Below are 20,865 nucleotides of genomic sequence, written 5' to 3' on the forward strand. Positions count from 1 at the left end.
TTGAATCGGATGAATAAAAATTGTTTCATTAGGTATAGATTTAAGCAAATATAGCCGTGTGGACTTAATTTTATAAGAAACAACTTCTTAATATCCTTTTAATTTTGTCTTAATTTTGTCTTAATTGGGATATTTTTGAGAATAAAGATAACTTAGCCAACAATAATGAGAAGGTGAGAGAGCCTAAAAATAATTTCGCTTAAAATTTGACAGTTTTTTTTATGAACATGCACATCTACTTAGATGTATATATTCATGATTCCCTACTTCTATATTATTATATTTGAGGGATAAATAAGCAAGATACTTCTATGATATTTTGGGGATATAGTTAGAAACTAGTATAGTTATTGAGAAAATATAGAAAGGAAAAGTCAGAATTAATTGCAGAGACCATTAAAAGAAGTATTGTAAGTTTCTCCCATCGCTTTTAGATATTCTCTGCAGAAATTATCATAGGTGTTTTTAGCCAGACCTTTTTTTCCACTACTATAAAGAATAGAGCATTTTATAAATAAAGCAGTCTCATTGAGATTATCATGCATGAAAATGATCTCAGCTAAGCGAAGTTTAGCTAAGTCGTTTGTTTTATATTGAGTGGAATTTAATAATACTTCAATTACATCAATAACGAGATTAGAATAATTCCCTTTAAATTCATCCAGCCATTCGACACTAGTTTTGGGAAGTAAAGGTCCGCAAGATAGTAATTCTATTAATTGATCATTGAAATTGGGAGATGACTCATTTTCAGACATTGCTTCATAAATATATTTTAGAGCAACTGTGTAGTCACAAAATATATCGTCTTTTAAGATTATTCGACGGAATTTATTGTTATTTTCAATCTCGATATCTCCAACCTCTTCCATCAAAACCTGTAGCTTTCGGAGTGAAACGCTTCTGTTATTACGTGCCGACTCTTCGTCTTTATCATTCCATAATAATTCTTCAATTTCCTTATTCATTATACCTCTTTTTTCTTTCTCTCCAAATAAGAGAAGTAAGATCAATAAACCTTTTAGTTTAGGCGAAAACTTACTCGTAATATCGATGCCATTCTTATCTCTGACATTAAATACACCTAAAAGAGATATTGTCCTTTTACTTCTATCGAAATAGAGATTCTTATTCTCAAACGTATCTATACTTATAATGCTATCCTCTTTTCCAATAGAAGCAAAGTTTTTGTCTTCCCCATCAATGGTGGTATGGTTGTTTGTTTGATGGTTAATCTTTTTTATCCAAATAAAAATCAACACTATAGCCAACAATAAAAATAGAGCTAAAGAAATAGAGATTAGCAGAGATGATGCTCTTTTGTTTTGAGGTGGTGCTTGTAAAGTATCAATTTCATTTATAGCAGGATAATTAAGCGAGTAAATTGATAATTGGGACGTACCATCAATCAACGTCTTATTAAAAACGGCGTAAATTCTCTTAGCTTTTTCTGAATAATAGATATTGAAATACATAAAAGAATATGTCAAGAGCTCATTTATAGGCTTTGCCATGCACTCCAAGTTAGATGAATCTATAGGTATCTTCATTAAGAAACCTCCACCCTTTGTAATGAGGGTATAAAATGCTTTTTCAGAAGGTTCATAAATGATATTAGCTGTGGGAATATGAGCCGGACCTGATGTCTCTGGAATTTCCCATAGCTTTTCGACATTGAAATTATTTAAATCAATAGAATATAGGTCATAAAAACTTTTAGGGGTCAATTCTTGTTTCCCCCCTTTATTCCCACGTCCTCCATACAAATACAACTTATCTCCAACAACTGTTGATGATGATGAATGGCGAGGGGTAATTTTCGGTATGTTTTTTCTTATTGTTTTGTTTGTATAGGGATTAAATAAAACTAAATCATTTTTATATCTATAATAACCGTATCCACCAAACATATATAATGTAGAATCTTTTGCTGAATAAAAACTAGAATGATTCCAGTATTTAGGTTCATTATTATTCTTACTTTTAAGGCTCCAACTTTGAGTTTCAGACGAGAAAAAAGAGGTTGTGATTTCATCGTCCCAATTATATGAAATCAGTTTATTTGAGATTGTATCGTATATCAATTGGTTTTCATATCCTGAAGCTAGGTATCCTGATTTTACAATCGTAATTATATTTTCAAGATTCGACGGATTAAATGATATTAACTTCTTGTTATCTTCTGCGATATAAAATATATCATCCTTTTGATTATATGTTATTTGAATATTTTGTCCAGATATTGAATATAAATTCTTCCATCTAACATGATCATTTATTAACCAAATTGGAGATTCAGCTATAGCCGGCATATTAGCCACTTTATCAAAACAAGTATCATTGCAATGCTTCTTTAATTCCCAATGACGAAAAATATTGTTATTTTTTTCAATTTTTATATCTTTAATATTTATAGGGGCAACATCAGTCCATTGAAGATCTTTCAAGCGATATGCACCCATCGATATTATTATTTGATTTGATTTTTTTAGTGACACCAAATATGTCTTATTAGAGGATCCACAAAATAATTCGACTTTATTTCTTTTAGGAATCAGGGTTATTGAAATAGGCGTCCATTGGTCAACAGGCATTCCATTTAAAACTGGATAAGACTCTTCATTAATAACCAAAACTAAATTACCTAAATTATTCCCTGACGGGCTAAAAACTAAATCAATATTTTGATTGTCATTGGTCATTATACGAGAAACAAGACCAAAATGATCTTCATTAGAACGAAGAAATAAATCAAAAGAGAACGTAAACTTATCTGCAAGACCAAAAAAATCTCCATTTTCTAAAAGTAAAGAAGTCCGTTCACCTCCTTTATAAGAATGTGATTTAAAAAATAGACCATAATCCAATTCTTGTGAATATGCATTGGAGGCTATTAAACAAATGAGTATAAATAATAAAAGTTTTTTCATAATAATAGATGAAGAACTCTCTAGGTCAACTTAATTTAGACAAAGTTAATACTTTTCTCACTCTTTCATACAAACAAATCTAACGAGTTTTATTTGATAATAAACCTAAATATTAGACATCCATAATCTAATTGTTATATTATGTCCCACAGAGCATGGCTAATGAAGTGGTTTTTACAATTCGTAATTAAAGTTATTCTATTGATGCCCATAGATATGGGCATCAATAGAAGTTAAATTTGTCTCCCTAATTCTCGAACAGGCATTCGGGCAATATCATAGCTGAGGATGATAAACAAGAAGATAAGGAATAAATTCCATCCTTATAGTGTGCACTTAGAGGATAAGTTTGTATCTTTGATTCTATAAGAATACATAGTCAACTCCAAGCCAAGAGTGGTGTTTTGAGAGACAGTACAAAGCCAAATATAACCACTAAATCACTACTGACTAAGTTGTAATGTTTTGGTAACACATTGAATAACAATAGTGTTAGATATAAATTCGGGCGTTCTTGCTCGGAGCCGAAGCAAAATGCGGTGAAATACAGATTTTAGATGAAACCCGTTATTAATTAATGCTTTATACTATACCCTACTTCATCATATTCCTTCGATACGCATTTTATTGCCACAACCCCATTTTGCAGAAAAACAACACATTACAATCATTCCTGAATAATTAAGAAAATACAACAAAGCAAGATCATACCTGAAACATTCAGATGATGAGAAGCACATTCAGTATTCTGTTCTTTATCAAAAAGAACGAACCCAAGAAAAACCGGTTATGCACCATTATGACACGCATAACAATCGAAGGAATCTATCTTCAGTTCAGCACCAAAACAGATATATTCCCCGAACAATGGATAACGAATCAGGGAAGAGCCAAAGGCAGTACAACCTATGCCAAAGAAATAAACCGGCAGCTCGACCACATACGGTCACAACTCCATAACCATCACAGCAGATTAAGAGAACAATACAGATATGTTACCCCGCTGATGCTGAAAAAAGCCTACCTGGCTCTCGAAGATGAGACCAAACTAAGCTTTCAGTTTACAGAGCAGGTTAAGTTCTTTCAATCCAAAACAGGCAAGAATATAGGCAGCAATACTTCCTTTCGTTATGGACTGACATGGAGACGTATACAGGAGTTTCTGGAAAAGGAATACAACCAATCCGATATCCGGATAGAGCAGATTACTATTGGTTTTCTGGAAAAATTTCACACATACATGAGAAAAGATCTTCTTTATAAGAATAATACCGCCATGAAATACATGCAACGATTCTCAACCATCATGAAGTTCTCCGAAAAACTCGGACTGATTACACACAATCCCTTTCATTTCTACATAATCCGTTTTGATAAAACAGACCGCATATCACTGCTGGAGGAAGAAGTTGATGCCATATGGCAGAAACAGTTTCTGACACCACGACTTACAATCATACGGGACCTCTTTGTTTTCAGCTGCTACAGCGGCCTCTCTCATATCGACCTATGCAGGCTGAAGAAAGACGACATACAGCTCAGCCATGACAACCACTATTGGATCAGTATTCACAGAATGAAAACCGATGAAGTATCGCAAATCCCCCTTCTTCCGATCCCTCAACAGATTGTTGAAAAATATAAAAACACAAGGCCCGACAAATACCTTGTAGCCAGGCATACTTTCGCGACGGTTACTTGTCTCGCCAATGGGGTTACGATGGAGAATGTCGCTAAAATGCTAGGGCATTCGGACACAAAAATGACTCAGCAATATGCAAAGGTTTTGGACAAGAGTATTTTAAGGGATATGAGGAATGTGAATAAGAAGTTCTTATTGAATGAGTAACAATATGATTGATTTATATGGGAACAATGGTTAGAATCTTTCTCTCCGCCAAATAATAAATAAAAAGAAAGATAATCGCTGTAAGTTAAATCTTTACGGTGATTATTTTTAACTGTAAACGTAAGATTAAATAGTAATGATTTAGAAACGAATTTAAACATCTTTAAATCAAACATTTGTTTGAATCAAAGATACGAATTTATCTGAAACATTCAATAACCCGATTCAGAAAGTGCAATATAATAGCTTATTTATTACTTACATTGAATTATTATCATATCTTTGCATAAAAGAGCAATATAATACACTATATGGATATTTATAAGAAAATTAAAGACAGGCGTATTCTGCTGGGCATTACGCAGCAGGATTTAGCAGATATTTCGGGAGTTGCCTTACGGACTATTAAACAGGTAGAAACAGGTAAAGGAAATCCCGCAGTCAATACACTGAATAAAATAGCGGGTGTATTAGGTATGACGCTTGATTTAACTATAAAAAACTTAGATAATGTATGAGAGAAGCGAATGTGTATGTAAATGGTGATCTGGCAGGGATACTGACCGAGAATACGGACGGCTCTTTCATATTTTGCTATACAGATGAATATTTCAATGACAGTACAAAATCAGCCATAAGCCTCACATTTCCCAAATCGAAAAAAGAATACCATTCTTCAACACTATTCCCATTCTTTTTCAATATGTTATCAGAGGGAGTGAATAAACAGGTTCAGACTGAAAAGTATAAAATTGATGAGAACGATTACTTTAGCTTACTCTTAGCAACGGCGAATGAGGATACTATTGGAGCAATAACGATTAAGGGTATTTGAATATGGCGAAAAATATAGAAATAAGAAATTGCCCAGGAACTCTTTCTGTAGGCTTTAGCACTTATAGTCCAACAGCTATTCGCCGGGTCTTTGATAGTAAGAAAGTAAGCCACATACTCGATTTCTCGAACGATGATAACCTCCGTCTCATTATTGATGATAACATTGGTAAGATCTCTATCTCGGGAGTTCAAGAGAAGTTTTCAGCTATCATTGACAAAAGGCAAATAATACTTACCCCCGAGGGGATGCAAGGACGTTATATCATTAAGCCTGCTCCTGACTATAAAAGGATACAGCATCGCCAATATATGCCAGCGAATGAGCATCTGACAATGCAAATAGCTCGGCAAGTCTATAATATCCAGACAGCGGAGAATGCTTTGATATTTTTTCAAGACGGACAAGCTGCCTATATTACTAAGCGTTTTGATATAAATGCTGATAACTCTAAAATAAAACAAGAAGATTTTGCGTCTCTTTCTCAAAAGACAAGCGAAACCCACGGGAAGCATTTTAAATATACGGGCAGTTACACAGATATGGGACTTTTGTTTCCTAAGTATGTTGCAGCCTGGCAAGTGGAGATTGTTAAATTTTTTCGCTTAGTTGTTTTCAATTATGTGTTTGGTAATGGTGATGCTCATTTGAAGAACTTCTCGTTACAACAAACAATCAACGGAGACTATGTTTTAAGTCCTGCTTATGATTTACTAAATAGTTCACTGCATGTTAAAGATGAAGATTTCGCTTTGGAAGGTGGGTTATTCGACAAAGAATATTACTCAGATATCTATCTACGAAAAAGACATCCTTGTCAGGACGATTTTGTGATTTTCGGCAAACTGATTGCTGTCCCGGATATTCAAATAAGGAAAATACTGGATGAGTTTCTGGTATCTCAGCCTTTGGTTTACACCTTAACTGAGCAGTCGTTTCTCGACGATAAGTTGAAACGAATGTATATTCGTGGTTATGAGGAGAGATCGGAGAGGTTTAGGAGAAATTCACAAGAGTGAGTATGTAAATTTGAGAGAATATAAAAAGCTCTACACATTAAAATGGCATCCACTCACTTTTTAGTATCTTTGTAAACATTTATCTATAATTTAAAATAAAAGAATGAGGTTTTCTGGACACGAAACATTTGTCTGCAAACAACCTTGGTTAAAAAAAGGTTGTAATTTTCTAAATCAACAAAAAAGGTTTACATCAGACACTGCTGTTATAGACTTAGGTGTTGGTAAAAATATGGTAAGTTCAATAGCCTATTGATTAAAAGTATTCGGCTTGTGTGACGATAAATGTGAATTGACAATTCTAGCGAATTATCTATTCGGGGAGAATGGTAAAGACTCGTAGTTAGAGGATTATGGTACTTTGTGGCTCTTGCATTATCATCTTGTAAAATCAGATTATGCCTCAATCTATAATTTGTTTTTCAACGGTTTCAGGAAAATAAATACCCTATAATTCTCTGATAATCAACTGCATGAATATTAAAAAAAAGAAGCTTAGCAAAATAATATATATAACGAAAATACGATATCTAACGACATTTCAGTTTTTCGAAGAATGTATACCAAACCACAAGATGAACAAGGAGATATTGAAGATATATATTCCAGTATATTTTCAGAACTCAGTTTATTAACAAGGACAACTATTCATGAAGATCATAAAGCTCTACATCGGTATAATATACCTTATGAAAATAGAGAAAACTTACCATTTGAAGTTATTTTATATTCGATATTAGACAAATATGAATACACTGAAAATATAAGTATAAACTTCAATGATCTAATAGGCGGTTATAATTCCCCTGGAATGATTTTTTCTTTATCTAAAGAGGGTTTTATACTATTATAGAAGATATTGAGAAGAATTCCCCAATATCTTATTTTCGTCCACTGCTGGACTTCAAACCCTACAAATAAGTGAGTATATTGATAAATGTACCGTTCCTTTAAAGTCCGCTCGGCAAATACGTTTATCTTTTCCCTTATCTGCTAAAAGAATACCGTAACCGCTGGGTTGTATTTGGACGACGAAAAGGCTCGTTAATTAATCTGGCTTTGGACAGGATACATAATATCGAGATCGCAGGAAAAGAACGATTTATAGATAATAATCTGTTTGATTCCCAAACTTTCTTCTCTGATGTTATCGGTGTTACTAAAAACATTGGGATGAAAACAGAAACTGTTCATTTCTGGGTAGATCAACAGAATGCTCCTTATGTGCAGACTAAGCCTTTCCATAAAAGCCAAAAGCTAATTGAAACCCAAGAGGATGGCTGTATGATATTTGAATTGAATGTAGTAATTAATCAGGAACTTCAACGAGAGTTCTTCGGTTTTGCTGATACTATAAAGATTCTTTCGCCTCAGTCATTGGTTGATTTTATGGCATGGAAATTCAGATTGGCAAAGGAAAGGTATAATGATATTGGAGAATAAATATTTCAGGTGTCATTCTATAATTTCAAATTATCATCAGTAAAATAAAAAACTGATAAAATTTTGATTCTGTAAATTGTCATTTATCCACTTGAAGTTATATTTTCCTTTTAGTTCTATCATTGTTTTTTCGTTAAATATTCGACAATACCTCTTTTTCCTTTTTGATTCCAATAACTTTGTATATTCTTAGAGCCACATTTTTCACATCTTAAAGTTCCATTTCTATTAAATAAGGTCTTTTTCAAAATAGATTTACCAACATGAGTACATATTTCACAGTAGACAAATTCTTTAGCACTATCTGGATTTCTAAATTTCTAAAAATAATCTGAATTCCTCAATGATATATTCTTCCTTATTTTCAAGAGTCAGACCATCGTGATAATATGAATATTCTCCATTCTCAAGCCCGTATATATCATAGGATAAATATGTAAATTCGAGATATTTGCTTTCATAATCCATAAAATTCGCTACTTTCACAAAAGCCAGTAAACCATTCTCAGTTGTTATCTCTTTTTTTACAACACCTTCAGCGATATATGTAGCATAGATTTCTATTAGCTTTTCTTTATCGGATTCGACTTCTATTTTTAAATCAAAAAGTACTTGTTTAAAATATTTATCTACTGTCTCAGACTCTTCATTGTCCAATCCGGCAAGAACATTAAGATATTCTGACTCATAGCCATTGCTTAATAATTTGATAGCCCAGTCTACATACCGCTTACTGCTAAATTCTGCGATAAGAGATTCTGCGATCATCAATTCTGTTTCTTTCTGCAAATTAGATATTTTCATTACTTTTCTTTTTGATTCTGAGACAAAGGAAGAGTAATGGTACGCAGCTTTTTTTGCGTAGATGAATTTATTTTCACTATTTAAAGAACATGAAATAACAGGAACTAACGTTCACTGCATCTTACCCGGACAAGTCCATATCCGTGTCGGTAATAAAAGCATGTGGCTGGATTCTGGCAGTAGATACTATGCTTGTGAAAGATGAATACAAAGAAATATTCGAGCAAGTCTCTCAAATGGGAAGTAAAGTAAATCTAAATGAAGATGTGATTAACGACCTGAAATATTGCGCTTCAGCCATCCACAAAAGGCTAAAACCCGAAAGACAATATATCGAAGAAAGTATTATCCACGATTTACTCTCTTATTATATCGGAATCACAGCAGAAATATACCGGAAAGGCTTGTCTGTTTCTGAAAATAAACGACTGGCAGCTATTACTTTTCAATTTAAAACATTACTTATTTATTTTGTCTGCGTATTGTGACGGACGTTTCAATGATTGGTAATTGGTGTACAGTATCCCATATATTTAAACGAAGCTGTAAAGAGGACCACAGGGCTAACTGTCAGTCAGTGTATTCAAAACGAACTTATTATTCAGGCTAAACGCCTATTATTCTATACCAATAAGAGTGTCAAGGAGATTGCCTTCGAACTCGGATACGAAGATTATGCTTATTTTACACGCCTGTTTACTAAGGCATCTAAGCTCTCGCCAACACAGTTCCGCAAGAAATACCTTAAATAGTCCAACCTATACCGTAATCTCTCTATTTCCATCCGCTGTTATTTTCCGTTATTTTGTATCAATATAATAACAGGAATGAAAAAATGGAAAAAGCAACAGAGATATTAAGCAAAAGGAATACAGCACACATAAAGATAAATCCCCGGACATATGTAGCCTGTTGGAAATGTGTCGAAGCCTGTTCAAAGTAAGTGATCGGTAAAATAGAGTTTTTATGGCATAAGCATATTGTACTTAAAAATTCGAAAGACTGCTCGGGTTGTATGAAGTGTATCAAAACCTGCCCTCATAGGGTATTTAGTCAAACCTGAACAAATCCAACAAATAAAATGGAAAACATATTCTTATCAAAGCAAGCTAAAATAATAGTTGATATTTTACTGGTACTCGGCTTTATTTTACTGAGGATTGCAGGTCATGTCGGACAAATATCCGCTTACTGGAATTCTGTCCATTGTATTATGGGTGTAGTGTGGTTTTCACTGATAATACTTCATGTAGCCCAACATTGGCGTTTGATTAAATCATTCACCAAAAAGAAAGTCATTTTAAAGAACAAGATAACTGCACTGACAATCATTTGTTTTCTCCTGATGTTTTTAAGTATTATCTTTTTTATGATTGGAATGCCATTGTTGAAATTTCATAATGTGATAGGGCATCTTTTTATACTGATAGTTATTGTTCATACCATAGATAAGTGCAAACGGTTTATTGCTCTTTTCAAAAGTAATAACAAAGTGATTGTGTAATCAGTATAAGTTTTTTGAATATGAGAAATTTGCTTTGTCTATTATCTGAACCTATCAGTAAAAACTAATGAGCCTGATAGCGAAAACAAATCGTGCCTTTAGACTAGATTCGTATGATAAAAATTTGTCAGCATGGAAACTTCAAAAACGATAAATTACGTAGGAACATTCTACCTTTATTTGTCCATTAGCAAATTTAACTTTTTAGCTATCTCGTCCCCATCAGGTAATAGCTCCTGATATGATTCCGGTAATTCAGTTGTAAGGCTGTAAGTGGCAATACCTATTGGCTGATTTGAATCTTTAAGTGCGTATTCTACTATTGTACGCTTTTTAGATTTACATATAATAATTCCAATGGAAGGATTTTCGTGAGGCAGTCTGATTTTATCATTCAAAATGTTGAGATAAAATTCCATTTTCCCTTTGTATTCAGGAAGGAATTTACCTATTTTCAGCTCGACGGCGACCATACATTGAAGTTTACGATGATACAGAAGCAAATCAATAAAATACTCCTCATCCTCCAGTTCAATACGGTATTGATTTCCTACAAATGTGAAGTCCGTACCGAATTCAATAAGGAATGAACGGATATTTTTGATTAATGCCTGCTCCAGTTCTGTTTCTGAGTGCTCTTCACCTAATCCAAGAAAGTCGAAAGTATAATCGTCTTTTACTGCTAAAACAGCCTGATGTTTTATATTATCAGGTAATGTTTTGTCAAAGTTAGTTTGTCCTAACAGATATTTTTCAAATGCTTTTGCTTCTATCTTATGTATAAGCACATCTTTGGTCCATCCATATTTCTTGGTTGACAAGATATAAAATTGTCGCTCCTGTATATCTTTACATTTAGTCATTATTGCTAAATGTTTAGTCCAGCTAATTTCTGCAACTAATGGTTGCAGAATTTCATTTCCCTCATACTCAGTGTAAAACTGCTGCATATACCAGATATTACGTGCACCAAAGCCTTGAATGCCCGGAAATTCTTTCTGTAAATCTTTTGACAATGTCTCGACAACAGCTTTTCCCCAACCGGATGCCTGCTGCTTTTCTGTTATTTGCTTACCGATATCCCAATAAAGTTGTATCATTTCTTTATTGACTGCTTTCATTGCCTCATATTGAGCAGAACGAATTCGTTCCTTAATCTCAATCAGGAAATGATTATAATCGTTGGGTTGGATAGTAGTCATACAATATTTATTTTACTTCAAAGATAACTTATTTCAATATATTACTTTACCTTATTTAAGCTATTTCGGATAGTCTTTAATCTATTTTCAATCTGTTCGATATCAACCTGAAGATGAAGAAGTATATAAACTTTATCGAGTTACATTTCTTTAAAGATGCAAATCTATCGTCTATGACAGAAATTATCTATTAAAATGTGAAAATATTCTTTCTTACTCGAATATATTGCAGTGTACTTTTGATTGTATTAGCTGAAATTATACTTAGTATGAGTATTTATACAGATTGAAATTAATCAGAAAAATATGATAATATACATGAGAAAATTACACAAAAACAAACAATTTTAAATAGTTAAATTCAGGTTCAAGTACCGTTTTTACAAAAGTACCGCTTATCTTTGCAATCAAAGTTAATTGATACAATACATTACGACGAAAATTGGCGAAAAATACGCGTGGGTTTATTCGTGGGACTGGATTTTTAGACATCTGCAAGATATTGATATTCAGAGTATTGAGTTTCAGGTTCATCTTCCCGTCCAGCAGGACCCGAAGCAAAATGCGGTGAAATACAGATTTTAGATGAAACCCGTTATTAATTAATGCTTTATCCTATACCCTACTTCATCTTATTGCTTTAATACGCATTTTATTGCCACCATCCCATTTCGCAGAAAAACAGCACATTACAATCATTCCTGAATAATTAAGAAAATACAAAAAAGCAAGATCATACCTGAAACATTCATTAGTTTCAGGTATGATTATTTACTTAAAACATTCAAATGATGAGAAGCACATTCAGTATCCTGTTCTTTATCAAAAAGAACGAACCCAAGAAAAACCGTTTATGCACCATTATGACACGCATAACAATCGAAGGAACCTATCTTCAGTTCAGCACCAAAACAGATATATTCCCCGAACAATGGATAACGAATCAGGGAAGAGCCAAAGGCAGTACAACCTATGCCAAAGAAATAAACCGGCAGCTCGACCACATACGATCACAGCAGATTAAGAGAAAAATACAGATATGTTACCCCGCTGATGCTGAAAAAAGCCTATCTGGCTCTCGAAGACGAAACCAAACTAAGCTTTCAGTTTACAGAGCAGGTTAAGTTCTTTCAATCCAAAACAGGTAAGAATATAGGCAGCAATACTTCCTTTCGTTATGGACTGACATGGAGACGTATACAGGAGTTTCTGGAAAAGGAATACAACCAATCCGATATCCGGATGGAGCAGATTACTGTTGGTTTCCTGGAAAAATTTCACACATACATGAGAAAAGATCTTCTTTATAAGAATAATACCGCTATAATAGCGCAAACATGGAATACATACAACGATTCTCGACAATCATGAAATTCTTCGAAAAACTAGGACTCGTTACACACAATCCCTTTCATTTCTACATAATCCGTTTTGATAAATCAGATCGCATATCACTGCTGGAGGAAGAAGTCGATGCCATATGGCAGAAATAGTTCCTGACACCTCGGCTTACAACCATACGGGACCTCTTTGTCTTCAGCTGCTACAGCAACCTAGAAGATAAAAAGCAAAGGAAAGAAAATCTAGGTAACGAATTAATAGTCAGAGGCGGATGTCCTTTAATGGCATTGAGTGCCTAGTAGCTAAAATACCGATTTCGGCAGATATAAGCAGGAGTTCCGTTTCTATACCGTTACCCATTTTGAACGGAGCAAAATACAGCAGTTTGATGACCTTTATTGGCTGATTATAACGTTGTTTGTCTGCGGTTTACATTGTTCGAATAACTCACATAAGAAGTAAATTTATCAACTTTAAAATGTGAGCGTTATGAACAACGAATTGAAAGTCTTTTTTTATATAAAAAGAGAGAGTAGACTTGAAAAAAGTAATACCAAAGAGAATGTTAGCTATCCAATAATCGGTAAAATCATTATTGGAAACAGTATTGCTCAATTTGGTTCTAAACTATCTGTCCCTGAACATCTTTGGAATGTCAAGTCGGGTATAGCTACCACACAGAAAACCCTGCTTGTCCACTTCAAGGATATGGCAGAAGAATTTCGCAGACGGATAGGTATTGACCGTTCTGCAAATACCTATCCCAAATACAATGTCACTTACAAAAATCTCAAACGTTTCCTCAAAGAAAAATACCACATTGAGGATATTCCATTGACTCAATTGGATTTACCGTTTATCGAAAGCTATGATTATTATCTTCGAGTAGAACGCAAGCTCAAAGCAGAGTCCATTGTTACTATTGTTGCTCTATTATTGAAAGCGGTTCGAATCGCTCTGCACCGAAATATGATTACCTATCCGCCATTCTTAGGTTACAAATTGGGGAAGCCCGAATTTGTGCAACGTACATTAACTGCCGAAGAACTAGACCGCCTGATATCAACTCCTTTTAAATCATCAAGTCAAAGCTTTATCCGTGATTTATTTATCTTTTCAGCATTCACAGGACTTTCATTCATTGATTTGAAGCAACTGACATGGAAAGATGTTATCACCGAAGAGGATGGTAGCTTGTGGATTTCTATGTCAAGACAGAAAACTGATATTCCATTTAATGTAAAACTGTTGGATGTCCCTATTCGGATTATGGAGAAATACAAGGGATTGGCAAAAGACAACCTTGTCTTTGCTGTATTGAGCCAAGGCAGAATCAACTATGCTCTAAAAGTAATTGCCAAACATTGCAATATCTCAACCAAAATCAGCTTCCATGTTAGCCGACACTGCTTTGCAAGCCAACTTTGCCTCTCACAAGGTGTACCTATTGAAAGCGTCAGCCGTATGATGGGACACCGAAATATTCAGACAACCCAACGTTACGCTCGTGTCAATAATGAGAAAATCGGTAGTGATATGAAGGTTCTATCAAATCGGCTTGCCAATAAATTTACCTATTCTGCTAATAACCAATAAAAAACACAATCATGGAATACAACAGAAGTACATTCAGCATATTATTCTATCTAAATACAAGTAAGAAAAAGAAGTCAGGTAAATGCCCAGTAATGGGTCGTATCAGTGTAGATGGTAAAAGCACAGCATTCAGTACAGGAATGGATATTCTCCCCGATGAATGGAACGCACAAGGAGGATTGGCTATCGGAAAGTCGAATACTTCGATTAACAAGCAAATCGAGAACTATAAATCTGAACTGAATAACCATTACAAAGCAATGGTAGAAGGTAAAGGCTACATTACTGCGGAATCTCTAAAAAATGCTTTGCGTGGTATTGGTACGAATCGAAATACTTTGATGCAGGAATTTGCAGAGTTAGTGGAAGAAAAACGTAAAAGTGTCGGAATCAAAATAAAAGAATCTACCTATCCTGTATATCCGAATGCTTACAGGCATCTGAAAGATTTTCTAGCGACAAAATACAATGTGACGGATATTCCATTCGGAAAAGTGGATATTGCATTTATCGAAGCCTATTCGCTTTATCTAAAACTAGACTTGCGTATGACTCCAAGAACGGTAAAATGTAACTTAATTCCTTTACGAACTTGTATTACAAAGGCTAAACATAAGGGACTGATGCGGCAAGACCCATTCTTTGATTATGTTTCCGAAAAAATAATACCCAAACGTCCGTGGCTAACAATGGACGAGATAGAGCGTTTGATGGGAGTACATACCAAACACGCTACATGGAACTTTACTCGGGATATGTTTATTTTTGTGTGTTTACAGGCATCACTTGTATAGATTTACGGAATCTGCAACACTCCAATTTTCAACGTCAAGAAGATGGAAGTTTGTGGATTGTGCTGAATCGACAGAAAACATGAACTACTTCTTATATTCCACTATTGGATATTCCTATTCAGATTCTTGACAGATATAAAGATTCGGAATTTGCAGGAGAGGATGGTAGTGTTTTCAAATTACAAACTCATGTGAATATGAACTGGCAACTGAAACGGCTTGCTAAAGCTGCCAAGATTGATAAACGGCTGACATTCTATATGAGCCGATTTTCGTTTGCAACGACTATCTGCCTGACACAAGGTGTTCCGATTGAGACGCTTAGTCAAATGATGGGACATCTTTCTATCAAAACAACTCAAATCTATGCGGAGGTTACTCGGACGAAAATTAATGAGGATATGACAAACCTAGCGGAGAGGATTGAGGGAAAATATAAATTGCCGAAATATACATCCAAAAAAACAATATTATAATCGAAAAAGCTAAACTAATACTAATTATATTTGTAATATTGTGAAAATTATCGTATTACGCTATGGCAAAAAGCACTCGAATTGATATAAAGGAAACCTTAAATGCATCATGCAGCAGGGGATGTAATAAGCAAAAACGTAAAGAAGTCACAGAAGAAGATTTATGTACGGAAACAGTCTCAGAAACAGATAAACTACCAATAAGATGTGTTGGTTCTTGGGCTATTCAAAAGATACACCATCTAGTTCAATATTTCACAATCTTCTCTTTAGGCATGAAAAACAAATGGGATGGTAAAATTAACTACATTGAGATTTGTAGTGGTCCCGGACGTTGTGTTAATAGAGAAAATGGTTATGAGTTCAATGGAACATCTTTGTGTATAATTCAGAATGATGCTTGTAGGTATCTTAATAAAGCAATGTTCTTTGACTATAATCAAAAGGTTATAGACACTTTAAATGCAAGGATAAAAGCAAATAACACCTCCAATGCGATAGCATTGATAGGTGACTATAATAATCCTGATAAGATCTGTGATGATATTATTAGAGAAACAAAAGGAATAGGATTATATCTTGTATTTATTGACCCGACAGATTGTAGTGTCCCTTTTTCATTACTTAGGACTTTAAAAAGTCGATTAAAAAATATTGATTTTATAGTAAACTTTGCTATCGGAACAGATTTTAACCGTAACATAGGGAAAGCTATTGATACTCCTGATACACATCAAAATGTTATAAATAAATATAAATCTTTTTTAGGCTCTGGAGCTTTCTTTAATGACCCACTTGTCAAAACGGCATCTCAAAGGGATTTACGTTTAATGTTTAGAGGTGCATATATTAATAGTCTTAAAGAAATAGGTTATCAACATTTCGATTTCAAACACATTGAGCACTATTATGATTTAGTATTTGCCTCGTCTCATGAAAAAGGAAGAGAGTTTTGGGAAAAAGCAAATAAGATACAATTTGATGGACAACGTCAACTTTTTTGATATTTTTGTGAAATGAAAGATAATATAAAACAAGTTTTTGGAACATACGAATGGGCTGTTGAAAATGCAAATTTCATAAGTGGCTGTAGAAATAATTGCAAATATTGCTATAGTCGTGAAATGGCAATAAGATTTAAAAGAAAGACTACGGAAAATTGGAGTACAGAGGAAATTAACTACAATCAATTTAATAAAAAGATAAAAAAAGTAGATGGTTTTATAATGTTTCCTTCTAGCCACGACATCACTCCTGATAATTTGCCGAGTACCATTGTTTTTTTAGGAAAACTATTGAAGGCTAAAAATAATATTTTGATAGTCTCAAAACCTCATTTTGAAGTTATAGAAGCTATTTGTTGTAATTTTTCAGAATACAAAAAAAATATATTATTTCGTTTTACAATAGGTTCAAAAAAATCTGGAATATTAAATTTTTGGGAGCCAGGAGCAACTAACTACGAAGAGAGAAAAAGATGTTTGAAATATGCATTTGATAAAGGTTTTGAGACAAGTGTTTCTTGTGAGCCAATGTTAGATAGCAACACCGTAAGTCTAGTTTCAGATTTACAGGACTATGTTACTGATTTTATTTGGATAGGAAAAGCGAATTTTCTTCATCGGAGATTAACGATGAATGGAGTCACAGATGATGAGACAATTGAACAGGCAAAAAAATTGATTGAGTCACAGTCTGATAGTCATATTAGATTATTGTATAAAAAACTAAAAAATAATCCAAAGATAAAATGGAAAGAAAGTATTAAAAAAGTACTTAATCTTGAAATATCTACAGTAAAAGGATTAGATGAGTAATCTTATCCTTGGATACCTATTCCTCGCTAGTTCAGGGAAACCTTAAGCATATTTGCGTCATTTCACACCTTACAAAAGCAGAAGTTATTATCGGGCAATCGGTTATTATCGTGGGCTTCCGCCTCCAAAACGGCAGGGAAGCCATAAGCGGTAAATAACCGAAGTTGCACGGTAAATAACTGCGGAAGCAATGAGCCTTACATTTTATAAAATTATCTTTAGGAATATACTACTTTCCTTTCTTTTGCCATTTTCCTTTACAATACTCTTTAAGTTTATACCAATAAGTTTGAATTTTATCAGAAATGTGGTATGTATACCAATTTTCAGCTTCTAACAAGATTGGAGAAGTGGAATATTTTTTGCGTATACTGTTAACATATGATTGAAAATCCACAATTGTATCAATTGTCTCAAAATCAATCTTATTATTGGCTTTTGCCTTGAGGAGAAACTTTTTTAAAGAATCTTTGTTTTCAAGAGATTCTTCTGTAAAATCTATATCACTAAAATACTGCACTTTAGCATCTTTCCATATTGGGTATGTTACTAGTCCAAAATGTTTTCTTTTGATAATAACTAAGTATAATGTCTGGTTGCCATAAGTGCTATAATCAATTGCAGGATTTGTTTGCTCCTTTTCTTTACCTTTTCTCCCATAGATTGAGTTATCAGAATAGTACCTAATAGGATTAATTATCACAGTACCATAATTATTAAAATAATCGGAAATAGGACTCCATCCTTTTTTGAAAGGGTTAACAACAACTTTACCTTGATTGGTCGATAGAATAATCTTTTTACTTATCTTTTCATTAGCAAAAAGTTGGGATAAATTTACTAAATCAGTGCCAGAAGTATATTCTATTGCTGGTCCAAAGCGAAATTCTTTTGTGCTTAGTGCAGGAATTATATGAAAATAGCTTTCATTTAAATTGTCTTTGTCAAGCATATCCAAATAGATATTATGTCCAAAGCGAACAAAAATATCAAAAACTATCAAATCCTTATCTTTCAAGTTCTCTAAAATAAGAGTATGAAAATAATTACTGGATGACGTGATTGAATATGAAATTCCTGTCCAACCACGAACCTTATGTCCATATTTTAAAATGTAAGTTTTATAAGTGAATAGAAGTACAATTACGGATACAAATAAACTGATACAAGAAATCGCTATAACTAATAAATCAGATTTATTTAGATCTTTCAAAAAGTCTTCCATTGCTGTTTTACATTAAAAATTACTAGTTGACGTATAGGTGATTACTGATGACATATTGACAATTAACATTGAACCTCTTCTCTATATATTCTAAATACATTTATTCTCACAAATAATCAAGTGCAAATTTACATAATAATCATCAAATTTTAAGTATGTTATCCTTTAGATAGTCACTATTTCTTTAATCCTCGCTTCGGTTTTATATTTTTTCTTTTCATGGGAACTTGTTCTTTGTCTTGGTTAGACACATCAGGCGTAAACAATCCTAAAGTAGAGGATAATCCCAAATTTGGCAAATTGACATTTTCCTTATTTTCTTGATTTACAGATTGTATATTTGCAGTATTGAAAGTTTGAGAATTTGCAAAGTTGTTTTCTTTTTCATGGGTAAGTTGTCGCTCCTGCATTTTCAACTGGTCTGTGATACTGCCGTTCTTCATCGTGTTGTAATACTCAAACGATTCTGTTAGCTGTCGGTCATAATTGAACAGCTTATCAAAACCTTTTTCTGCATTCTGAAATAGATTCGTTCTATCAAAACCTCCCATAACTGACCCTTTCTTGGTATTCTTGTGATTGGTCAATGGGGAAAGTTTTATTTTGTTCGATTGGTCTTTCCGACTAACAATCAAATGACAATGCATATTATTTTTGTTATCTGACCTGTCCCTATCAAAATGTATCTTGCCGTAAAACTTGATATCTTCTGCCAATAGTCCTTTATTGAAGTTCTTAGCATATTCGGGAATCACCACTTCACGGATGTAGCGTTTCATGGCTTCAGCTTGCTCCTGTTCTGTATTACCCATTGCTTTGAGTTCCTTTTCCGATGGGCTGACATGGATAGGATAAAATTTAGCATCCATTTTGAGTAACTGAGCTTTATTGCTGTCTATATCTCTTACTACCTGTGATTTATATAGATTCTCTTCTGTCAGATTGAAAAAGCCTTCGGTATAGATTCCCTGCTCCATATGTTCCATATCCTCGTGCTCGAGGTACGAAGCCAATCTTCGGCTGCTACCTGCATTATTATATGTGCCTTTGGATGGTGGTGGAAAATCTATATTCATGGCTTACTTTTCATTTATCAAGTCGATAATCTCATTTCTTAGATTCTCTTTCCGCTTACCGTCCATTACTCCACAGGCTGGCCTTGGGGTCACAATCTGCTACTGCTGAACAAAGATATGTCGGTCGAAGAAACGTTATTCTATACAAACAAAGTGGTTGCAAAAGGTTAGTCGAGAGACCTATTGCTTAATGCTATCAAAATGGATACCTATACAGCTGCACAGAAACAACCCAAATCTCATAATTTCGATCTGACCTTGCCCGAAGCGCATACCGAATATGCCAATGAGGTATTTCGGAGTTCATACAACTTAGGCTTTTTGCGAACCACTGAACCTATACGTGAGTTGGAACTTGAGCAAAGGTTGGTCGCAAAGATTAAGTCTTTCGTCTTGGAACTTGGCAAAGGGTTTAGTTTTATAGGCAATCAGCACCGCTTAGAATATAATGGGAAAGAGTATTTTGTCGATATGCTTTTCTTCCACCGCGGTTTACGATCATTAGTGGCTATTGAGTTGAAAATAGGGAGTTTTAAAGCGGAATATGTGGGTAAAATGAATCTTTACCTTTCGTTGCTCAATCGTTTGGAACGGGGCGAAAATGAGAATCAATCAATAGGCATTATCCTTTATTTGGATGTGAAGATAGCTCTGCAAGATACTAAATAAACCGATTGGCGTAGCTGAGTACCAACTTCTATTACCCAAAGAAGAACTTCAAACACTACTGTTGGACGAGATGAAAGCAATGGAGGAAGAAACGAACTAAGCAATAATTTTCAGAAAATTGATAAGTATTGTATTTATATTTACGAAACAGGCTTCGGAAAATATCCAAAGCCTGTTTCTTTTGTATGATATTGTAATTCATAAAATAATAGAATTCTTAAAAATACTTTTCTTTTTCATTCGGACACAAATTTCACTGCGGGAATAAAATGCCAACCCCAAGCC

General features: G+C 33.9%; 22 protein-coding genes and 2 pseudogenes. 19 read left to right on the forward strand and 5 right to left on the reverse strand.

The window, feature by feature from the left end; all coding sequences use genetic code 11:
* Positions 1-380: 380 nt before the first annotated feature.
* Positions 381-2,930: a Kelch repeat-containing protein gene (locus tag HGC4_RS09885; RefSeq protein WP_050709974.1), complete on the reverse strand. Its 2,550-nt coding sequence runs from the start codon at positions 2,928-2,930 to the stop codon at positions 381-383.
* A gap of 727 nt (positions 2,931-3,657) precedes the next feature.
* Between HGC4_RS09885 and HGC4_RS09890 the strand changes: the two genes are divergently transcribed.
* The 6 genes and pseudogenes from HGC4_RS09890 to HGC4_RS09915 all read left to right on the forward strand — a co-directional run bounded on the left by HGC4_RS09890 (position 3,658) and on the right by HGC4_RS09915 (position 8,076).
* Complete coding sequence (locus HGC4_RS09890; protein ID WP_185099964.1) at positions 3,658-4,779, forward strand: site-specific integrase; 1,122 nt, start codon at positions 3,658-3,660, stop codon at positions 4,777-4,779.
* Positions 4,780-5,090: 311 nt separating this feature from the next.
* Positions 5,091-5,297 (forward strand): helix-turn-helix domain-containing protein, encoded by a 207-nt coding sequence (locus tag HGC4_RS09895; RefSeq protein WP_199327735.1) that lies wholly within the window; start codon positions 5,091-5,093, stop codon positions 5,295-5,297.
* On the forward strand, positions 5,294-5,614 hold the full coding sequence (locus HGC4_RS09900) for a HipA N-terminal domain-containing protein (protein ID WP_050709977.1): 321 nt from the start codon (positions 5,294-5,296) through the stop codon (positions 5,612-5,614). The genes HGC4_RS09895 and HGC4_RS09900 overlap by 4 nt, the downstream gene beginning before the upstream one ends.
* A 2-nt stretch (positions 5,615-5,616) precedes the next feature.
* Positions 5,617-6,633 (forward strand): type II toxin-antitoxin system HipA family toxin, encoded by a 1,017-nt coding sequence (locus tag HGC4_RS09905; RefSeq protein WP_050709978.1) that lies wholly within the window; start codon positions 5,617-5,619, stop codon positions 6,631-6,633.
* A gap of 103 nt (positions 6,634-6,736) precedes the next feature.
* Positions 6,737-7,486, forward strand: a pseudogene (locus HGC4_RS19260) (DUF4007 family protein).
* Between the two features lie 137 nt (positions 7,487-7,623).
* A complete protein-coding gene (locus HGC4_RS09915) occupies positions 7,624-8,076 on the forward strand; it encodes a helix-turn-helix transcriptional regulator (protein WP_242047142.1) in 453 nt (150 codons plus the stop codon).
* A 312-nt stretch (positions 8,077-8,388) separates the two neighbouring features.
* Here HGC4_RS09915 and HGC4_RS09920 read toward each other — a convergent pair whose 3' ends face one another.
* Entirely contained in the window at positions 8,389-8,880 is a 492-nt protein-coding gene (locus tag HGC4_RS09920) for a hypothetical protein (RefSeq protein ID WP_050709981.1), read from the reverse strand.
* Between the two features lie 143 nt (positions 8,881-9,023).
* Between HGC4_RS09920 and HGC4_RS09925 the strand changes: the two genes are divergently transcribed.
* From HGC4_RS09925 to HGC4_RS18845, 4 genes are all read left to right on the forward strand, one after another.
* Positions 9,024-9,368: a hypothetical protein gene (locus HGC4_RS09925; RefSeq protein ID WP_157258226.1), complete on the forward strand. Its 345-nt coding sequence runs from the start codon at positions 9,024-9,026 to the stop codon at positions 9,366-9,368.
* A gap of 15 nt (positions 9,369-9,383) precedes the next feature.
* Complete coding sequence (locus tag HGC4_RS19265; protein WP_082204139.1) at positions 9,384-9,632, forward strand: helix-turn-helix domain-containing protein; 249 nt, start codon at positions 9,384-9,386, stop codon at positions 9,630-9,632.
* Positions 9,633-9,823: 191 nt separating this feature from the next.
* Positions 9,824-9,943 carry a 4Fe-4S binding protein gene (locus tag HGC4_RS19270; RefSeq protein WP_157258228.1) on the forward strand — a complete coding sequence of 40 codons (120 nt, stop codon included), beginning with the start codon at positions 9,824-9,826 and terminating at the stop codon, positions 9,941-9,943.
* Positions 9,944-9,961: 18 nt separating this feature from the next.
* On the forward strand, positions 9,962-10,384 hold the full coding sequence (locus tag HGC4_RS18845) for a hypothetical protein (RefSeq protein ID WP_050709983.1): 423 nt from the start codon (positions 9,962-9,964) through the stop codon (positions 10,382-10,384).
* 176 nt (positions 10,385-10,560) lie between these two features.
* Here HGC4_RS18845 and HGC4_RS09935 read toward each other — a convergent pair whose 3' ends face one another.
* Positions 10,561-11,586: a PDDEXK nuclease domain-containing protein gene (locus tag HGC4_RS09935; RefSeq protein WP_050709984.1), complete on the reverse strand. Its 1,026-nt coding sequence runs from the start codon at positions 11,584-11,586 to the stop codon at positions 10,561-10,563.
* A gap of 791 nt (positions 11,587-12,377) precedes the next feature.
* Here HGC4_RS09935 and HGC4_RS18455 point away from each other — a divergent pair.
* The 8 genes from HGC4_RS18455 to HGC4_RS09960 all read left to right on the forward strand — a co-directional run bounded on the left by HGC4_RS18455 (position 12,378) and on the right by HGC4_RS09960 (position 17,610).
* Entirely contained in the window at positions 12,378-12,710 is a 333-nt protein-coding gene (locus tag HGC4_RS18455) for an Arm DNA-binding domain-containing protein (RefSeq protein WP_157258230.1), read from the forward strand.
* Positions 12,640-12,957 (forward strand): phage integrase SAM-like domain-containing protein, encoded by a 318-nt coding sequence (locus HGC4_RS19275; RefSeq protein WP_050709985.1) that lies wholly within the window; start codon positions 12,640-12,642, stop codon positions 12,955-12,957. The genes HGC4_RS18455 and HGC4_RS19275 overlap by 71 nt, the downstream gene beginning before the upstream one ends.
* Complete coding sequence (locus HGC4_RS18850; protein ID WP_185099968.1) at positions 12,924-13,079, forward strand: hypothetical protein; 156 nt, start codon at positions 12,924-12,926, stop codon at positions 13,077-13,079. Before HGC4_RS19275 ends, HGC4_RS18850 begins: the two co-directional genes overlap by 34 nt.
* Before the next feature lie 337 nt (positions 13,080-13,416).
* The gene (locus HGC4_RS09945) at positions 13,417-14,523 is read left to right on the forward strand and encodes a site-specific integrase (protein ID WP_050709986.1); all 1,107 of its coding nucleotides are present in this window, start codon (positions 13,417-13,419) and stop codon (positions 14,521-14,523) included.
* An 11-nt stretch (positions 14,524-14,534) separates the two neighbouring features.
* A complete protein-coding gene (locus HGC4_RS19085; protein ID WP_242047135.1) occupies positions 14,535-15,317 on the forward strand; it encodes a phage integrase SAM-like domain and Arm DNA-binding domain-containing protein in 783 nt (260 codons plus the stop codon).
* Between the two features lie 104 nt (positions 15,318-15,421).
* Positions 15,422-15,793, forward strand: a complete 372-nt coding sequence (locus HGC4_RS19090; RefSeq protein WP_242047134.1) for a tyrosine-type recombinase/integrase — start codon at positions 15,422-15,424, stop codon at positions 15,791-15,793.
* Between the two features lie 62 nt (positions 15,794-15,855).
* Positions 15,856-16,797 (forward strand): three-Cys-motif partner protein TcmP, encoded by a 942-nt coding sequence (gene tcmP, locus HGC4_RS09955; protein ID WP_050709987.1) that lies wholly within the window; start codon positions 15,856-15,858, stop codon positions 16,795-16,797.
* 12 nt (positions 16,798-16,809) lie between these two features.
* Positions 16,810-17,610: a radical SAM family protein gene (locus HGC4_RS09960; protein ID WP_050709988.1), complete on the forward strand. Its 801-nt coding sequence runs from the start codon at positions 16,810-16,812 to the stop codon at positions 17,608-17,610.
* A 229-nt stretch (positions 17,611-17,839) separates the two neighbouring features.
* On the opposite strand, the gene HGC4_RS09965 is transcribed toward HGC4_RS09960, so the two are convergent.
* Together HGC4_RS09965 and HGC4_RS09970 are read right to left on the reverse strand one after the other, a co-directional pair.
* Positions 17,840-18,835 (reverse strand): hypothetical protein, encoded by a 996-nt coding sequence (locus tag HGC4_RS09965; protein WP_050709989.1) that lies wholly within the window; start codon positions 18,833-18,835, stop codon positions 17,840-17,842.
* 176 nt (positions 18,836-19,011) lie between these two features.
* The gene (locus HGC4_RS09970; protein WP_050709990.1) at positions 19,012-19,911 is read right to left on the reverse strand and encodes a DUF5712 family protein; all 900 of its coding nucleotides are present in this window, start codon (positions 19,909-19,911) and stop codon (positions 19,012-19,014) included.
* Between the two features lie 81 nt (positions 19,912-19,992).
* On the opposite strand from HGC4_RS09970, the pseudogene HGC4_RS09975 reads away from it, so the two are divergent.
* Positions 19,993-20,680: pseudogene (locus tag HGC4_RS09975) on the forward strand (PDDEXK nuclease domain-containing protein); the annotation flags it as partial.
* Positions 20,681-20,865: the final 185 nt, after the last annotated feature.

It is taken from the genome of Dysgonomonas sp. HGC4 (genome assembly GCF_001261715.1).
In the GTDB taxonomy this organism is placed as follows: domain Bacteria; phylum Bacteroidota; class Bacteroidia; order Bacteroidales; family Dysgonomonadaceae; genus Dysgonomonas_A.